This window comes from Leptolyngbya sp. KIOST-1, assembly GCF_000763385.1.
GTDB lineage: Bacteria > Cyanobacteriota > Cyanobacteriia > Phormidesmidales > Phormidesmidaceae > Nodosilinea.
On record NZ_JQFA01000002.1, the window covers coordinates 1,226,860 to 1,242,850 of the forward strand.

Consider the following 15,991-nt stretch of genomic DNA (forward strand, 5'->3'; position numbering starts at 1 on the left):
GGGGCTAGTTCTGGGGGTTCAGGCGGTTGGCGATTAGCGCCACCACAATCATCGGCAGCGACACCCCGATGCAGATCAGCCACTGGTTGAGGTTTAGGGGGGCGGTGGAGAACAGGAAGTTCATCACGCCCACCTGGCTGAAGATGACCTGGAAAACAACCGCCACCAGAATGCCGTAGCCGATCGCCGAGACATCCCCCAGGGGCACCTTGCGCCCGCGCATGCGGGCGGCCACCGAGGCCCAGAACTGGCTGATGCTGAGCAGGTAGATAATCCGCCCCGCCACCAGGGCCTGAATCGCCATGGTGCGGGCCAGGGGAATGTCGCCCGTGGTGCGACGCACCCACTCAAACATGCCGAAGATCAAAATCCAGTTGAACACGGAGATCAAGGCGATGCGCTTGAGCAGGTTCCTGGAGAGCAGCGGCTCGTTGGGGTTTCGGGGCGGGCGGTTCATCAGGGTGTGGGACTTGGGCTCGAAGGCCAGGGGCACGGTCATGGCGATGGAGTTGACCATGTTCAGCCACAGCACCTGGAGCGAGAGAATCGGCAGCACGTCGCCGCGCCCGATCAGCACGCTGAGCAGAATGGTCATCGACTCGCCGCCGTTGACCGGCAGGATAAAGGCGATCGCCTTCATCAGGTTGCCAAACACGTTGCGCCCTTCCTCCACCGCCGCCTCGATGGAGGCAAAGTTGTCGTCGGTGAGGATCATGTCGGCGGCTTCTTTGGCCACCTCGGTGCCGCTCTTGCCCATGGCGATGCCGATGTCGGCCTGCTTCAGAGCGGGGGCATCGTTGACGCCGTCGCCGGTCATCGCCACGATGTGGCCCTTCGACTGTAGCGCCTCCACCAGGCGCAGCTTTTGCTCCGGGGCGACGCGGGCAAACACCGAGCCATTCTGCACCGAGTTGGTGAGGTCGGACTGCTCGAATTTGGCCAGCTCCTGGCCGGTGTAGGCAATCACCTCATCGGTGGAGCTGAGGCCCATGCGATCGGCGATCGCCGCCGCCGTCACCTTGTGGTCGCCCGTGATCATCTTCACCTCGATGCCCGCCGTCTTGCAGGCCTCCACCGCCCTGGTCGCTTCGGCCCGGGGCGGGTCAATCATGCCCTGGAGGCCCAGGAAGACCATCCCCGATTTGAGGTCGTCGTGGTCGATGTGGTGGCCGTGAAAGGCTTTGGCGGCAAAGCACAGCACCCGCAGCCCCCGCGAGGCCATCCGTTCGGCCTGCAGCAGAATGTGGTCCCGGCCCCCGTCGTCGAGGGGCACGGCCTGGGCCTCGGTGGTGAGGAGGCGATCGCAGCGGGCCACCAGCGCCTCCACCGACCCCTTGGCCAGCAACCACTGCCCCGCAGTATCCTGCTGGTGCAGGGTAGCCATGTACTGAAACTCAGACTCGAAGGGGATGCTGTCGATGCGGGGGTAGCTGTGGTTGAGTTCGGTGCGCTCAAACCCAGCTTTGCGGGCGGCTACCAGCAGCGCTCCCTCGGTGGGGTCGCCCACCACGCCCCAGCGGTGGTCGCTGTGCTCCAGCTCCGAGTCATTGCACAGCATACCCACAATCAGGCACTGGCGCAGGGGGGCGGCCATCGCCTCGGGAGGCACCGGGTTGTCCTCGCCGTCGCGCAGTTCGCCGTGGGGGGTGTAGCCCTCCCCGGTGAGGTCGTAGTGGCGATCGCCCGCGTAGATGCTCTGCACCGTCATCTGGTTTTCGGTCAGGGTGCCGGTTTTGTCCGAGCAAATCACCGTAGCGCTGCCCAGGGTTTCGACCGCGGGCAGCTTACGCACAATGGCGTTGCGGCGGGCCATCCGCGACACCCCGATCGCCAGGGTGATGGTGACCACGGCGGGCAGCCCCTCGGGAATGGCGCTCACCGCCAGGGCCACCGCCGCCTCAAACATTTGCAATGGCGAATTGCCCCAGGCCATGCCCACCGCAAAGGTCAGGGCCGCCACCCCTAAAATCACGTAGAGCAGAGTCTTACTGAAGCGGTCGAACTTGCGGGTCAGGGGGGTCACCAGGGTGGTGCTCTCCTCCATCAGCTTGGAGATGCGCCCAGTTTCGGTGCTGAGCCCAGTTTCGACCACAATGCCTTCGCCCTGGCCAAAGGTGACGAAGCTGCCCGCGTAGGCCATATTGTGGCGCTCGGCCAGGGGCGTATCGGCGGCCAGGGACTTCAGGTGGGGCTGCTTTTCCACCGCCACCGACTCGCCGGTCAGGCCCGACTCGTTGATTTGCAGGGTGCGCCCCCGCAGCAGGCGCAGGTCGGCGGGTACCTTGTCGCCGGAGGCCAGCAGCACGATGTCGCCGGGCACCAGATCCCGCGACGACACCTGCACCTGCTGACCGTCGCGGCGCACCATGGCGTCGGTGGTGACCGAGGAGGCCAGGGCCGCGATCGCGCTTTCGGCCTTTGACTCCTGCACAAAGCCGATGATGGCGTTGATCACCGTCACTCCCCAGATCACCCCGGCATTCACCCAGGAGCCCAGCAGCGCCTTGATCAACCCGGCAATCAGCAGAATGTAGAGCAACGGCTGATTGAACTGCAGCAAAAACAAAACAATTGGATGCTTGCCCTTTTTGCCCTTCAGTTCGTTGGCCCCGTAGCGCTCCAGCCGCGCCTGGGCCTCCTGGGTCGAGAGCCCGGTTTCGGGGTCAACCCCCAGCTGCTGGGTGATCTCCCGACCCTCGACCTGGTGCCAGATCAGGGTGGAGCGATCGTTGGATTTGGGTGTCGAAAGCTGTTGAGCCACAGCTGTATCCTCCGTCATGGGCAGTTGGGCATGGGCAGTTGGGCCTGGGCAGTTGGGCCAAGTTCGCGTGGCGGGAATAGGGTGGGGCCCTGTAGTCCTGGGCCACTGGGCCTGACCCCGCACCTCTGCCGTCAGGGAAGGGCCAACCTATAACCTTAGACCCATCTCTAAAGCACGACGTCCGCCCAAGGAAAGAGGCAGGCTAAACCCAGTGGCCAGGGCCAGACGCTCAAACAGGCGCGTAATTCTACGCTAAAGGGTAAAGTCGTGGCTTTGGCCGCTTCTACACCAGAATTAACCGTCGCCGCCCCCACCCTGTTGTCCCTGAGGCAACTGGGATACAGCCGCAGAAGTAGGCCAACCTGGGCTATCCTAGCTACCGGGCCGTAGCGTCAAACTACCGGCTCTGAACCCCAGGAAAAGCCATGATCCATGAGGCCGCTCAAGAGGAACTGCAAGCGCTGCTGGAGGCAGGGCGCTTTGACGCGGCCCAGGCTCTGCTGAAGCCGATGCAGTCCGCCGACGTGGCTGACGCCATCGACGAGTTGCCCGTGACCCTCCAGGCGGTGGCTTTTCGCCTGCTGCCCAAGGACGAGGCGATCGAGGTATACGAGTATCTGCCGGGGCGGGTGCAGCAGTCGCTGCTGGAGGATTTTAAGAATCCTGAGGTGCTGGACATCATCGATCGCATGTCCCCCGACGATCGCGCCCGCCTGTTCGACGAGTTGCCCGCCAAGGTGGTGCGGCGACTCACCCTCCAGCTCAGCCCCGCCGAGCGCGAGGCCACCGCCCGACTGCTGGGCTACCCCCCCGACAGCGCCGGACGGATCATGACCTCCGAGTTTGTCGCCCTGCGCGAGACCTTCACCGTCGAGCAGGCCCTCGATCGCATTCGCCACCTGGCCGAAACCTCCGAAACCATCTACACCCTCTACGTGCTCGACAATTCCCGGCACCTGATCGGGGCCCTCTCCCTGCGCGACCTGGTGGTGGCCCAACCGGAGCGTACCCTGCAGGACTTGATGCAGCGGGACATCATCTATGTGCAAACCGACACCGACCAGGAAGAAGCGGCGCGGATGATTCAGCGCTACGACTTTCTGGCCCTGCCCGTGGTCGACCGCGAACAACGCCTGGTCGGCATCGTCACCATTGACGACCTGATGGATGTGATCGAAGCCGAGGTTACCGAAGACATTTACACCGCTGGCGGCGTTCAGAGCATTGGCGACAGCTATTTTGAGACCGGGCTATTCACCGTAGCGCGCAAGCGAGTGGTGTGGCTCTTGGTGCTGCTGCTCACCAACACCGGCACCATTGCGGTAATTCAGGGGCAGGAGGCGCTGCTAGAGCAGGTGATTGTGCTGGCCGCCTTCATTCCGCTGCTAATCGATACTGGCGGCAATGTCGGCGCCCAGTCCTCTACGGTCGTGATTCGAGGCCTAAACACCGACGAAGTGCGATCGTCGCAAATGGTCAGAATTGTCTGGCGAGAGGCCCTGGCGGGGCTGCTGCTGGGGCTGATGATGGGCGTGCTGGTGACCATCTGGGCCTACCTGCCCGATCGCAACCTGGGGGTAGCGCTATCGGTGGGCATCAGCCTGGTGGGCATCTCGGTGCTGGCTTCTTTTGCCGGGTCGGCACTGCCGTTTTTGTTTAAGGCCCTCAAGTTTGACCCAGCCCTGATGTCGGCTCCTTTCATTACCACGGCAGTGGATGTGATTGGGGTGCTGATCTATCTCAATGTGGCTCGCACGATTTTGGGGATTTAGGTGTTAGGTGTCGGGGGTCAGGTACAAGGTATCGGTTATACGGTACGAGGTGCACGGTGCACGGTAAAGCCGCAAACCGTACACCGCTTGCCGCATCCCCCCAGAGCCCAAGGCCCTACCCTTAAGCCTTAAACCTCATACCTTAAGCCTCCACCCCAAACGCCCATGTCTCACCCAACTGCAATCGTCTTACTGTCTGGCGGACTGGACTCGGCTACCGCTGCTGCCCAGGCGATCGCCGATGGTTATGACCTGGTGGCGCTGTCGTTCAACTACGGCCAGCGGCACCAGCGAGAACTGGAGGCGGCCAAGGCGGTGGCGGAGCATTTGGCGATCGCGGATCACCACTTTATCGACGTCAACCTGGCCCAGTGGGGAGCGTCATCCCTCACTGACTTGACCCAGCAGCTACCCCAGGACGGCCTTGAGTCGGGGATTCCCTCCACCTACGTGCCGGGGCGCAACACGGTGTTCATTGCCCTGGCCCTGGCCCTGGCTGAGGCCAAGGGGGCGGTCGCGGTGTACCTGGGCATCAATGCGGTGGATTATTCCGGCTATCCCGACTGTCGGCCCGAGTATCTGGCGGCTTTTCAGCAGCTGGCGCAGCTCTCCTCCAAGGCGGGACTGGAGGGCCATGCCCCCCAACTGGTGGCGCCGCTGGTGATGGACTCCAAGGTGGACATTGTGCGTCGCGCCGTGGCGCTGGGGGTGCCAATCGCCGCCACCTGGTCCTGCTACCAGGGTGGGCCTACGCCCTGCGGCCGCTGTGACTCCTGCCGAATACGCGATCGCGCCCTGATCGACGCGGGCTACTCGGAGCTGGCGACCGGAGTGCAGCTTTAGCGCCAGGCGATCGAAAGGGCTGATGGATCATCAGGGCTAGAGCATCGGTTCAGTATGGCTGCGATCTCGAATCTGCCACCACAGGGTCTACAGAGCCCTACCGATTCCTTGGCAGAACAAAGGTTTAAACCGATGATCGATCGCTCCTTTCCGTCGGGTCCAGGGCGGCGGAACGCCCCTGGTCGAGGGGGGTCTGGGGCCAGCGACATGGCCCCAGTAGCACCCTGGGCTTACCGCCGCAGTTGTGGCTCGCATGCCCCTAGCCTCGCGGCAAAACAAATACTGTACCGACGATCTAGCGAAGGCACTCGCCGTATCCAGTGGCTTACTCGCTGGAGCAGTTTTGACTCACCCCGCCCTCCGGGCACCCCTCCAAAGGAGGGGACAGCGTTATCCCGAACTGCGGTTACTGCCTCAAGGCGCTAAAGGAGGGCCAGGCAGGCCTGGGCGATCGCCCATTCTTCCTGGGTGTGGATCACCAGCGATCGCACCCTGGAATTATCACTGGCAATATCCTGGTCCTCCTTGGAGCGAGTCAGGTCTGACCGCAGTCGCAGCCCCAGAAACTCAAAGGGCGCGCAGGCCTGCTGCCACACCAGAGGGCTATTTTCGCCAATGCCAGCGGTAAACACCACCGCATCCAGCCCGCCCAGGCTGGCGACCATGCCGCCCATTTCGCGGCGCAGGCGGTGAATAAAGGTATCAAAGGCGAGCTGGGCCTGGGGGTTGCCCCCCTCCATCGCCTCAACCACCGATCGCATGTCATTGGATTGGCCCGACAGCCCTTGCAGGCCAGACTCTTTGTTCAGCAAGCGATCGAGTTGGTCGGCGCTGTAGCCCTCCTGACGCATCAGGTAAATCAAAATGCCGGGATCAACGCTGCCCGAGCGGCTACCCATCATCAGCCCATCCAGGGGCGTAAAGCCCATCGTAGTATCCACGCTAATGCCACCCTTCACCGCCGCCAGGGAGCAGCCGTTGCCCAGGTGGCAGGTGAGAATTTTCAGTTCAGCCAGATCGCAGTTCATCATATCGGCGGTCCGCTGGGCCACGTACTGGTGGCTAATGCCGTGGAAACCGTAGCGGCGAATACCCTGCTCGACCCAGGCGTGGGGGCCGGGGTAGGTGGCGGCGGCCTCGGGCATGCGGGCGTGGAAAGCGGTATCGAACACCGCCACCTGGGGCCGGTCACCCAAAATGTCCTCCAGGGCCTCAATGCCCTGCAAATTCGCTGGGTTGTGGGCCGGGGCCAGGGGAATCAACCGTTCGATGGCCGCTTTAACCCGATCGTCTATGCGTACGCTGTCGATGTACTCGCGCCCGCCGTGCACCACCCGGTGGCCCACGACATCGATGGCGGCAAGACCCTCAAGCACCTGGGTTGGCCCATCCACCAACGTATTTACCATCGCCTTTAGGCCCTTGGCTTTGTCGGTAATGGGCAGCACCTGCTGAATGGTTTCGCCCCCACCGCTGGCGGAGAGTTCCACCTTGCCCGGCTGGTGGGTCCAGTCGAGGGCGGCGCGCCAGAGGGGCTGGGGTACCGCGCCCACGTCCCCCTGGCTGAGGTCAAACAGACAGCTTTTGTGGCTGCTCGACCCGGCATTGAGCACGAGAATTTTCATGGCACCCTACGTCCCTCGGCCATCATCGTCCCACCGTGTGATCCACCAGTCGCCCAAAATCCAAAATCTAACCTCCAAAATTGGCACCCCAATTCCCTACGTTCCCGGCCTTGAATCTAGCTCCTCTGGCAAGTGGGAGCGATCGCCGTGCTTGACCAGCATGGGACCGTGGCGGTCGAAGCAGACCAGGCTCACCGAGGCGACGGGCAGGTGAATGCGATCGCGGTACCGACCGCTATCGATGCCCAACAGGTTACAGAGAATCAGCCGAATCGTTGTCTTGTGGGACACAATCAGCACATTGCCTTCTGTGTGGTTGGCCTCAATTTCGGCCACTACCAGCGAAGCGCGGCTGGCCACCTGTACCCCGGTTTCACCACCGGTTGGTGGGTTCCAGGCGGGTTCGGTCAGCCAGCGAATGTAGTCGTCGTTGTAGTGCTCGTGCACGTACTCGTGGGTTTTTTCTTCCCACTCGCCAAAGAACATTTCCTTGAGTCCATCGCGCAGCTGCATGGTCTGGCCAATCGCCTGACAGAGGGGCGTCGCCGTAGCCACGGTGCGCTTCAGCGGGCTGGCGTAGACCGCCTGCCACTCCAGGCGCTGGTACTTGTCGGCAAAGGCCTGGGCCATCGCCGTGCCAGCCTCGGTCAGGTTTACGTCAGTAAAGCCACAGTAGGTGCCAGTCTGGCTCGATTCGGTTTCGCCGTGGCGGAGGAAGTAGAGGTGGAGGGACATGGGGAGAGTGGATGGGTGGGGGAGTGGGAGGGTAGGAGAGTGGATGGGTCGGGGAGTGGGAGCGTGGGAGAGTGGGCCTGAGTTTGAGCTTGGACTAACCCGCCTACCCGCCTACACATTCAACCCCGCCTGCGCCTGGTCATACTCTAATATCTCTACCGGCACGGGGGACACTTTCCAGATGTCGGTGCAGTAGTCGCGGATGGAGCGATCGCTCGAAAACTTACCCATGCGCAGGGCGTTGAGAATCGACATGCGCGACCAGTTTTCCTGGTCCTGGTAGGCGATGCCGACCTGGTCCTGGGCGTCGATGTAGGCTTGGTAGTCGGCCAGCAGCAGGTAGGGGTCGCTATAAAGCAGGTTGTCGGTGAGGGGCTTAAACAGCTCGGGATGGCCCTGGGCAAAGAAGCCGCAGTTGACCAGGTCGATCACTTCCTTGAGCTGGGGGTTGCTGCTGTAGTAGTCCCAGGGGTTGTAACCGCTGGCTTTGAGGGCCATCACCTCTTCAGTGGTGAGGCCAAACAGAAAGAAGTTTTCGTCGCCCACCTGCTGGCGAATTTCGACGTTGGCCCCGTCAAGGGTGCCGATGGTGAGGGCACCATTCATCGAAAATTTCATGTTGCCGGTGCCAGAGGCTTCTTTACCAGCGGTGGAAATTTGCTCGGACAGGTCGGCGGCGGGGTACACCCGCTGGCCAAAGGTGACGTTGTAGTCGGGCAAAAAGACGACCTTGAGGCGATCGCCGATGGCGCTGTCGTGGTTGACCACGTCGCCAACGGCGGTGATGAACTTAATCATCAGCTTGGCCATGTGGTAGCCGGGGGCCGCCTTGCCGCCAAAGATAAAGGTGCGGGGGGTGATATCCAGAGCGGGGTTTTGCTTGAGCCGCTCGTAGAGGGTGATGATGTGGAGTACGTTGAGGTGCTGGCGCTTGTACTCGTGGATGCGCTTGACCTGAATGTCAAACAGCGAGTCGGGGCTGACGGCGATGCCGGTGCGGCGGTGAATGTAGCTGGCCAGGTTTTGCTTGATGTCGCGCTTGATCTGTCGCCAGTACTGCCGAAAGCCGGGGTCGTCGGCGTAGCCTTCTAGCTGCCGCAGCTGATCCATATTCTGTAGCCAACCGTCGCCCAGCTTTTCGGTATAGAGGGAGGCCAGGCGAGGGTTAGCTAGGGCAATCCAGCGGCGGGGGGTAACCCCATTGGTAACATTGCGAATTTTGCTGGGAAACAGCTCGTGGAAGTCTTTGAGAATGGTCTGCTTGACCAGTTCACTGTGCAGAGCGGCCACGCCGTTGATGGCGTAGCTGCCCAGGCTGGCCAGGTTGGCCATCCGCACGTAGCGCTCCCCGGCTTCGTCAATTAGCGACAGACTGGCCAGCTTGGCGGGGTCGTTCAGGTACTGCACCCGCACCTGATCCATAAACCGCTGGTTGAGTTCAAAAATAATTTCCAGGTGGCGGGGCAGCAGGCCGCCAAACAGCGAAATTGGCCACTTCTCCAGCGCCTCGGGCAGCAGGGTGTGATTGGTGAAAGCAAAGGTGTGCTGGGTGATGTGCCAGGCCTTATCCCAGTCGATGCCGTGCTCGTCGACCAGCAGGCGCATTAGCTCGGCGACACCGACGGCGGGGTGGGTGTCGTTGAGCTGGGCGGCAAACTTCTCGTGGAAGCTGTCGAGCTGGCGGCCCGAGGCCAGGTGAATGCGAATCATGTCCTGCAGGGCGCAGGAGACAAAGAAAAACTGCTGCTCCAGGCGCAGTTGTTTGCCTTCGAGCTGCTCGTCGTTGGGGTAAAGCACCTTGGAAATATTCTCGGAGGTGACTTTGCTATCGACGGCGCCGTAGTAGTCGCCCACGTTGAACGACTGAAAGTTGAACGATTCGATCGCCTCAGCTTTCCACAGGCGCAGGGTGTTGATGGTGTTGACCCGGTAGCCCGGAATCGGCGTATCGTAGGGGATGCCCTTCACCTGCTTGCCAGGAATCCAGCGCTTGCGGTAGCGGCCATCGGAGTCGGTGTAGCCTTCGCTGCGGCCGTCAAACCCCACCGTGACTGCCGATTCGGGGTGGGGAATTTCCCAGGGGTTGCCGTACTGGAGCCACTTGTCGGTGATTTCGACCTGCCAGCCGTCGCGAATATCTTGATCAAAAATGCCGAACTCGTAGCGAATGCCGTAGCCAATGGCGGGAATTTGCAGGCTGGCCAGCGACTCCATGTAGCAGGCGGCGAGGCGACCCAGCCCGCCGTTGCCCAGGCCCGGTTCTTCTTCCTGCGCAATCAGCTCGTCAAAGTTGAGGCCTGACTCTGCGATCGCCTGTCTGACCGGCTCGGTAATGCCCAAATTGAGCAGGTTGCGGCCCAGGTGCGGCCCCAGCAAAAACTCAGCCGACAGGTAGGTCACCACCCGCACCTCGGGCTTGAGGTAGGTGCGAATGGAGCTGAGCCAGCGCTGCATCATGCGATCGCGCACCGTATAGGCCAGGGCCAGGTAAAAGTCGTTTTGGCTCGCCACCTGGGGCCACTTGCCCTGGAGGTAAAACAGGTTATCGGCCAGGGCTCGGCGCAGGGTGTCTACACTCAGGCCAGTGCGATCGTCCTCGATATCGACCGTGGGGCAACCGATGGGGATTGTAGTCATGGGGGGCTCCTGAACAGAGTCAGAATGGGCGAAGGGCGTAATCTGCGATGCCTTTTGTCGCCACTGTAAAGGAAATAGGTTATGAACGGGTTTAGACCCGGAAAGGCTTAACGTTCAAACAGACCTCCGAGGTTTTGAAAACCTCGGAGGTCTGGAAAGGTAGCCCTCGCCCATCGGATCGACGGAGACAGCAGCAACGCCCGGACCCATCACAATTCAGGGGGTGGCAATGGCGTACGGCGACCATGGCGGAGAGCCAACAACCGATACATCACCATAGCTGTCATGGTGGCAGAAATACCCCACATCATGGCGATCGCAACCGAGCCCGCCAAAATTAACCCAGTGGTTGTGTGGCCGATCGCTCGGGTAACAGAACTCAAAATAGACCAGCCCAGCCCCCAGCTAACCGCACCGCTAATGACTTGAACTAAAACCCACCAGGCCATACCAGGAATCTGGGTATAAAAGACCAGCCCCTGAATACCACCGACTATCACGCCCCCTACAGCTCCACCCATGATTAAGCTACTGTGAAAGGCAATGTAAGGCCGCACCATGCTGCTCAGCACTACCCCTAACATCGTGGCCAGGGTCCATCGCACGGTCCCCGAAGCCCCCAAACGCAGCATTGACCCCTGCAAGAGACCGACTGCGGCTCCCACAACATAGGGTGTGATTCGGGTTGGCTCAGCGGGGATGCTAATCATGGCCAGTCCACAGCCTAAAACCGTCAGGCCAACCCAGAGGGAACAAAACTTCCAGGCCCTGTGAGGGGGATAGTTGGCGGCCAAAAATAGAGGACGGTTAAGGGCAGAAAAATTCATAGGGATGTCGTTGACGCAACGTTGGACCAGGGACGATACCGTCGGTGGCGACTCTGCCCACCTGCCCTGCCAATAGCATACCCTTGCCTCCTGAGCCCATAGCGTGATGCGTAACCACAAAACCAACTCTCACCATCTCATGGGTGAGGGACCGGCTGCTGGACAAACCTGTGAGCCCTGTCATACAGACAATTAGGCACCTGGTCTCTGGGGCCAAGATTTTGCGATAAACCTAACAACCCCTATGTTGAATGAGTAGCCTTGAGCCTAGCTAGACCTCCGAGGTTTTAAAAACCTCGGAGGTCTGAAGCCTTAGGTGATCACCGTGGGCTGATCGCGCCCGGTGAGGGTTTTAATCTGGGCAATCTCGTCAGCCAATGCGATTAAATCCGCCAGGGCGGCTTGAGTGTCCTGGTTGTGCTTGGCGGGGTCGGGCTCGTAGCGCTCGACGTACAGCCGCAGGGTCGCGCCCGAGGTACCGGTGCCCGACAGGCGAAAGACAATCCGCGAGCCGTCGGTAAAGCCAATTCGCACGCCCTGGTTTTTGGCCACACTGCCGTCCACCGGGTCGGTGTAGGCAAAGTCGTCGGCGTAGTCAACGGTGTAGGGGCCGAAGGTCTTGCCGGGCATCGAGCTTAGCCCCTGGCGCAGATTGTCCATCAGGGTGTTGGCGCGATCGCTCGCCACCCCCTCGTAGTCGTGGCGCGAGTAGTAGTTGCGCCCGTAGGTGCCCCAGTGTTCTTTGACGATTTCCTCAACGGATTGGCCCTTCACCGCCAGAATATTCAGCCAGAACAGCACCGCCCACAGCCCATCTTTTTCGCGGATGTGGTTAGAGCCGGTACCAAAGCTCTCTTCGCCGCAGAGGGTGGCCTTACCTGCGTCCAGCAGGTTACCAAAGAACTTCCAGCCGGTGGGGGTCTCAAAGCAGTCGATGCCCAGCTTTTCGGCCACGCGATCGGGGGCCTGGCTAGTGGGCATCGAGCGGGCGATCCCCGTCAGACCATTGCGGTAGCCCGGCACCAGGGTTGCGTTGGCAGCCAGAATCGCCAGGCTGTCACTGGGGGTGACAAAGAAATTGTTGCCCAAGATCATGTTGCGATCGCCGTCCCCGTCCGAAGCAGCGCCAAAGTCGGGCGCATTGTCGCCAAACATGGTTTCCACCAGGTCGTGGGCGTAGACCAGGTTGGGGTCGGGGTGGCCGCCGCCAAAGTCCTCCAGGGGTTCGCCGTTGACCACGGTGCCCGCCGGAGCATTCAGCCTGCGCTCAAACAGGGCCTTGGCGTAGGGGCCAGTCACGGCGTGCAGCGAGTCCATGCAGAAGCGGAAGTTGCCGCCGGAGAGCAGCTGCTTGATCTGGCCAAAGTCAAACAGGGTTTCCATCAGCGCCCCATAGTCGCTGACCGAGTCGATCACCTCGACGGTGGTGTGGCCCAGGCTGTGGGTGGCGACGCGATCGAGGTCGATGTCTGAGGCGTCAAGAATCTTGTATTCGGTGATGCTCTTGCTGCGATCGTAGATGGCGTCGGTGATGCCCTCCGGGGCGGGGCCGCCGTTGCCGGTGTTGTACTTAATGCCGAAGTCTTCGTCGGGGCCGCCGGGGTTGTGGCTGGCCGAGAGAATGATGCCGCCAAAGGCCTTATTTTTGCGAATCACGCAAGAGGCTGCCGGGGTGGAGAGAATGCCGCCCTGGCCCACCAGCACCCGGCCAAAGCCGTTGGCCGCCGCCATTTTGAGAATAGTTTGAATGGCTTCGCGGTTGTAGTAGCGGCCGTCACCGCCCACCACCAGGGTCTGATTTTGGTAGCCCTCCAGACTGTCAAAAATCGACTGAACGAAGTTTTCTAGGTAGTTGGGCTGCTGAAAAACCTTAACTTTTTTGCGTAACCCCGAGGTGCCGGGCTTTTGGTCACTGTAGGACTGCGTAGAACGGGTTTGAATACTCATAGGATTACAATTTGCTCTCAGGTCAACCAGGTGCAACCTCAGGATAAATCCCTGGCTAACCCCCGAGGATAAATCCCTCTCTAACTTAGGGGAGAAATCGTAAGACTTGATTAAGGGAGGCAGTCAAATCGGCCATCGGTAGCCCCCAGGCAACCCCGATAGCCAGGCTCAGACGTCACCGCTTCGAAACCGCTTTAGACTCGCTGACGTACCAGCGCCAGGGCAGGTCAGCCCCCTGGGTAAGGCCAATGCGGGTAGTTTGAGTGAAGGCGATATCTCCCACATCGAGCCGCCGCTGCCAGTCAGGCTCGCGATGCCCCAGCCACAGGCCGCTAGCCGGGGTCAGGGGCAGGTCGGTAAGGCTGCGATCGATCTCTAAGAGCTGGCACAGCTTGCCGGGGCCAGCCCCCCAGCGGATGGGTTTCTCCGTTCGGTAGCCCGCTAACCAGGGGGGAATCGCGTCGAGTTCGACGGCGCGAATGAGGACGGCGCTGGGGATGCGATCGCCATCCGTCACCACATTGAAGCAGTGGTACATGCCGTAGATCAGGTACACATAGCTAAAGCCGGGGGGACCAAACATGACCCGATTGCGGGGCGTTTCGCGGCGGTAGGCGTGGCAGGCGGGGTCACCCTCGGTATAGGCCTCGGTTTCGACAATGGTGGCGACAAGCTGACGACCGTCGGCCCAGCGCCGCACCAGCCGACAGCCCAGCAGGTCGGGAGCCACCTCCAAAGACGATCGCGCCAGCCAGGTCGGGGCAACAGGTTCAGGCTGGTTACAAAGCTTTACATTGCCCCCTGGGGCAGGCTTGTTAAGATGACTCAAAACCAAGGCTCCGATCACATCGACCTACCTATCATCGCGACTGTTCCTATGGATATCAAACTCATCCTCGCTATCCTGACCGGATTGTTTGTTGTGGCCAGCCTATTTTTTGGCACCAAAAACGGCTTCTACGACACCGACAACTACCATGGCAATGGTTCAGCCCACTAGGCACGGTGAGCGTTTGCTCAGCCACTGGCCCAGTCCATCGGCCTCAGGTTTTGCCGCTGCTCAGGGTAGCCGCTGCTTAGGGTGTTTGCCATTCCGTGAGTAATCTGGTCTGCTTTCCGTTTGGTGCGGGTCACGGCCAAGAAGGGCTGTGCCTGGAGTTGCGCATGGGGCCCCGGCGCATTGTGCTGGACTGTGGGCTGCGCGACCTGACGACCCTGGAGGCGGCCAGATCCCGCATCGAAACCGCCGATCTGCTCTTTTGCAGCCACGCCCACAGCGACCACGCTCGCGGCATTTGGGACTTTAGCCAGCGGTTTCCCCAGGTACCCATCTACGGCAGCGAAGTCACGGCCCAGCTGCTGCCGCTCAACTGGCTGGGCCAAACCGTGCCCCCCCATCTGTGCCAGGCGCTGCCCTGGCAAACCCCCATCAGCCTGGCCGATGACCTGACGGTGCAGATCTGGCCAGCGGGCCACCTGCCGGGGGCCGCTTGCGCCCTGTTTACCTACCATTCGCCCCAGCGCCCCTACACGGTGTTTTTTACGGGCGATTTTTTTATGTCCAACTCGCGGCTGGTGGATGGCCTGCCCCTGGAGGCGCTGCGAAGCCTCAAGCCCGACGTGCTGATCATTGAGGGCAGCGCCGGTACCGCCCGCCACCCCCACCGCCGCCAGCAGGAAAATTTGCTGGCCAGCACCCTTTATAGCCTGGTGCAGCGGGGGCGATCGGTGCTCCTGCCCACGCCCACCCTGGGCATTGGCCAGGAACTGGTGATGCTGCTGCGTAGCCACCACCAGTTCACCGGGCAGGACATCACGGTCTGGGTGGATGAAACCGTAGCGGCGGGCTGCGACCTGTACCTAGAGCTGATGCCGTCCTTTCCCAGCAGCGTGCAAAACTTTGCCCGCCACCAGCCGCTGTTTTGGGACGAGCGGATTTTGCCCCGCGTGCGGCGGCTGGGGGAAGACGGCTGCCCCGACGGGGAAGGTCCCTGCATTCTGATTGCCCACCGGGAGGCTGACCTCAGCGACCATTGCCGCATCTCACCCCAACCCTGGACGGTGCTGCTGCCCGATTCCTTTGCCACCGTGATGGCCGATACCCTGCTGGCCACTAGCCCCGACCCCAGCCCTACCCTGGGCTGGCTGCAAAGCCTGGTGCCAGAGCTAGAGTCGGAGCGGGTGCAGATTGACACCTACCAGCTCACCACCCACAGCGATCGCGTCGGCACCACCCAGCTGATCCACAACCTCAGGCCCCAGCACGTGGCCTTTGTCCACGGCAAACCTACCTACCTGGCCGACCTGGCAGGCCTGGAAGAACTGCAAACCCGCTACCAGCTTCACCTGCCCTCCGCCGGCAACGAGGTGGAGTTTCCTATCGGCGATCGCTTCATTCAGCCCGCCGCCCCCGAACCGATCTTTGAAGGCGAAATCACCGAGGTTGACGACAGCGTGCTGCTGCTGCTGCCGGAGGCCCTCACCACCGACCCCCGCTGGGCCGCCCTGGCCGACACTGGCCTGGTACAGGCCCGCTGGCAGGGCAGCGAACTGGTGATCAAAGGCCTCACCCAGCGCGATCTGATGCGCACCGTTTCCAGTAGCGACGCCCCCTGGCAATCGCCCAGCTGCCAAACCTGCCGCTACCAGCGCGAAGGCCGCTGCCGCAGCGCCGACTCACCCCTCTCCGGGCTTCAGGTCAGCCCGGAGGGGGTTTGTCCAGCCTTTGAGGCCCGCCCGGTTCGGCCCGCGGATGATGAGGCGTCGGCGTAAGGGGTGGATGGGTGGGTGAGTGGATGGATAGATGGGTAGATGTAGCATCAAAACAACACCTGCCAACCTAAC

General features: G+C 61.5%; 11 protein-coding genes. 4 read left to right on the top strand and 7 right to left on the bottom strand.

Annotated elements, in window-relative coordinates; genetic code table 11:
• Positions 1–4 precede the first annotated feature (4 nt).
• Positions 5–2,761: a cation-translocating P-type ATPase gene (locus NF78_RS05455; RefSeq protein ID WP_225885235.1), complete on the bottom strand. Its 2,757-nt coding sequence runs from the start codon at positions 2,759–2,761 to the stop codon at positions 5–7.
• A gap of 425 nt (positions 2,762–3,186) precedes the next feature.
• On the opposite strand from NF78_RS05455, the gene mgtE reads away from it, so the two are divergent.
• Entirely contained in the window at positions 3,187–4,533 is a 1,347-nt protein-coding gene (mgtE, locus tag NF78_RS05460; protein ID WP_035985223.1) for a magnesium transporter, read from the top strand.
• A 165-nt stretch (positions 4,534–4,698) separates the two neighbouring features.
• Complete coding sequence (gene queC, locus NF78_RS05465; RefSeq protein WP_035985225.1) at positions 4,699–5,376, top strand: 7-cyano-7-deazaguanine synthase QueC; 678 nt, start codon at positions 4,699–4,701, stop codon at positions 5,374–5,376.
• 422 nt (positions 5,377–5,798) lie between these two features.
• Here the strand turns inward: queC and NF78_RS05470 are convergent, their stop codons facing one another.
• The 6 genes from NF78_RS05470 to NF78_RS05495 all read right to left on the bottom strand — a co-directional run bounded on the left by NF78_RS05470 (position 5,799) and on the right by NF78_RS05495 (position 13,976).
• Positions 5,799–7,001 carry an acetate/propionate family kinase gene (locus NF78_RS05470; RefSeq protein WP_035985227.1) on the bottom strand — a complete coding sequence of 401 codons (1,203 nt, stop codon included), beginning with the start codon at positions 6,999–7,001 and terminating at the stop codon, positions 5,799–5,801.
• Positions 7,002–7,097: 96 nt separating this feature from the next.
• Positions 7,098–7,736 (bottom strand): histidine phosphatase family protein, encoded by a 639-nt coding sequence (locus tag NF78_RS05475; protein ID WP_035985229.1) that lies wholly within the window; start codon positions 7,734–7,736, stop codon positions 7,098–7,100.
• Positions 7,737–7,847: 111 nt separating this feature from the next.
• Positions 7,848–10,373: a glycogen/starch/alpha-glucan phosphorylase gene (locus NF78_RS05480; RefSeq protein WP_035985230.1), complete on the bottom strand. Its 2,526-nt coding sequence runs from the start codon at positions 10,371–10,373 to the stop codon at positions 7,848–7,850.
• A gap of 209 nt (positions 10,374–10,582) precedes the next feature.
• Positions 10,583–11,200 carry a hypothetical protein gene (locus NF78_RS05485; RefSeq protein WP_156119660.1) on the bottom strand — a complete coding sequence of 206 codons (618 nt, stop codon included), beginning with the start codon at positions 11,198–11,200 and terminating at the stop codon, positions 10,583–10,585.
• 312 nt (positions 11,201–11,512) lie between these two features.
• Positions 11,513–13,147, bottom strand: coding sequence for an alpha-D-glucose phosphate-specific phosphoglucomutase (locus NF78_RS05490; RefSeq protein ID WP_035985232.1), 1,635 nt, complete (start codon positions 13,145–13,147; stop codon positions 11,513–11,515).
• Positions 13,148–13,322: 175 nt separating this feature from the next.
• Complete coding sequence (locus NF78_RS05495; protein WP_081972694.1) at positions 13,323–13,976, bottom strand: DNA-3-methyladenine glycosylase; 654 nt, start codon at positions 13,974–13,976, stop codon at positions 13,323–13,325.
• Between the two features lie 48 nt (positions 13,977–14,024).
• On the opposite strand from NF78_RS05495, the gene NF78_RS32870 reads away from it, so the two are divergent.
• Positions 14,025–14,147: a hypothetical protein gene (locus NF78_RS32870; protein ID WP_035988776.1), complete on the top strand. Its 123-nt coding sequence runs from the start codon at positions 14,025–14,027 to the stop codon at positions 14,145–14,147.
• A 95-nt stretch (positions 14,148–14,242) separates the two neighbouring features.
• On the top strand, positions 14,243–15,919 hold the full coding sequence (locus tag NF78_RS05505) for an MBL fold metallo-hydrolase (RefSeq protein ID WP_035985233.1): 1,677 nt from the start codon (positions 14,243–14,245) through the stop codon (positions 15,917–15,919).
• The last annotated feature ends 72 nt before the right edge of the window (positions 15,920–15,991 follow it).

Bases quoted from the DNA above. Each gene is read 5' to 3' on its own strand.
- NF78_RS05490 (WP_035985232.1), bottom strand. From the start codon at position 13,147: ATGAGTATTCAAACCCGTTCTACGCAGTCCTACAGTGACCAAAAGCCC.
- NF78_RS32870 (WP_035988776.1), top strand. From the start codon at position 14,025: ATGGATATCAAACTCATCCTCGCTATCCTGACCGGATTGTTTGTTGTG.
- NF78_RS05470 (WP_035985227.1), bottom strand. From the start codon at position 7,001: ATGAAAATTCTCGTGCTCAATGCCGGGTCGAGCAGCCACAAAAGCTGT.
- NF78_RS05475 (WP_035985229.1), bottom strand. From the start codon at position 7,736: ATGTCCCTCCACCTCTACTTCCTCCGCCACGGCGAAACCGAATCGAGC.
- NF78_RS05485 (WP_156119660.1), bottom strand. From the start codon at position 11,200: ATGAATTTTTCTGCCCTTAACCGTCCTCTATTTTTGGCCGCCAACTAT.
- queC (WP_035985225.1), top strand. From the start codon at position 4,699: ATGTCTCACCCAACTGCAATCGTCTTACTGTCTGGCGGACTGGACTCG.
- mgtE (WP_035985223.1), top strand. From the start codon at position 3,187: ATGATCCATGAGGCCGCTCAAGAGGAACTGCAAGCGCTGCTGGAGGCA.
- NF78_RS05480 (WP_035985230.1), bottom strand. From the start codon at position 10,373: ATGACTACAATCCCCATCGGTTGCCCCACGGTCGATATCGAGGACGAT.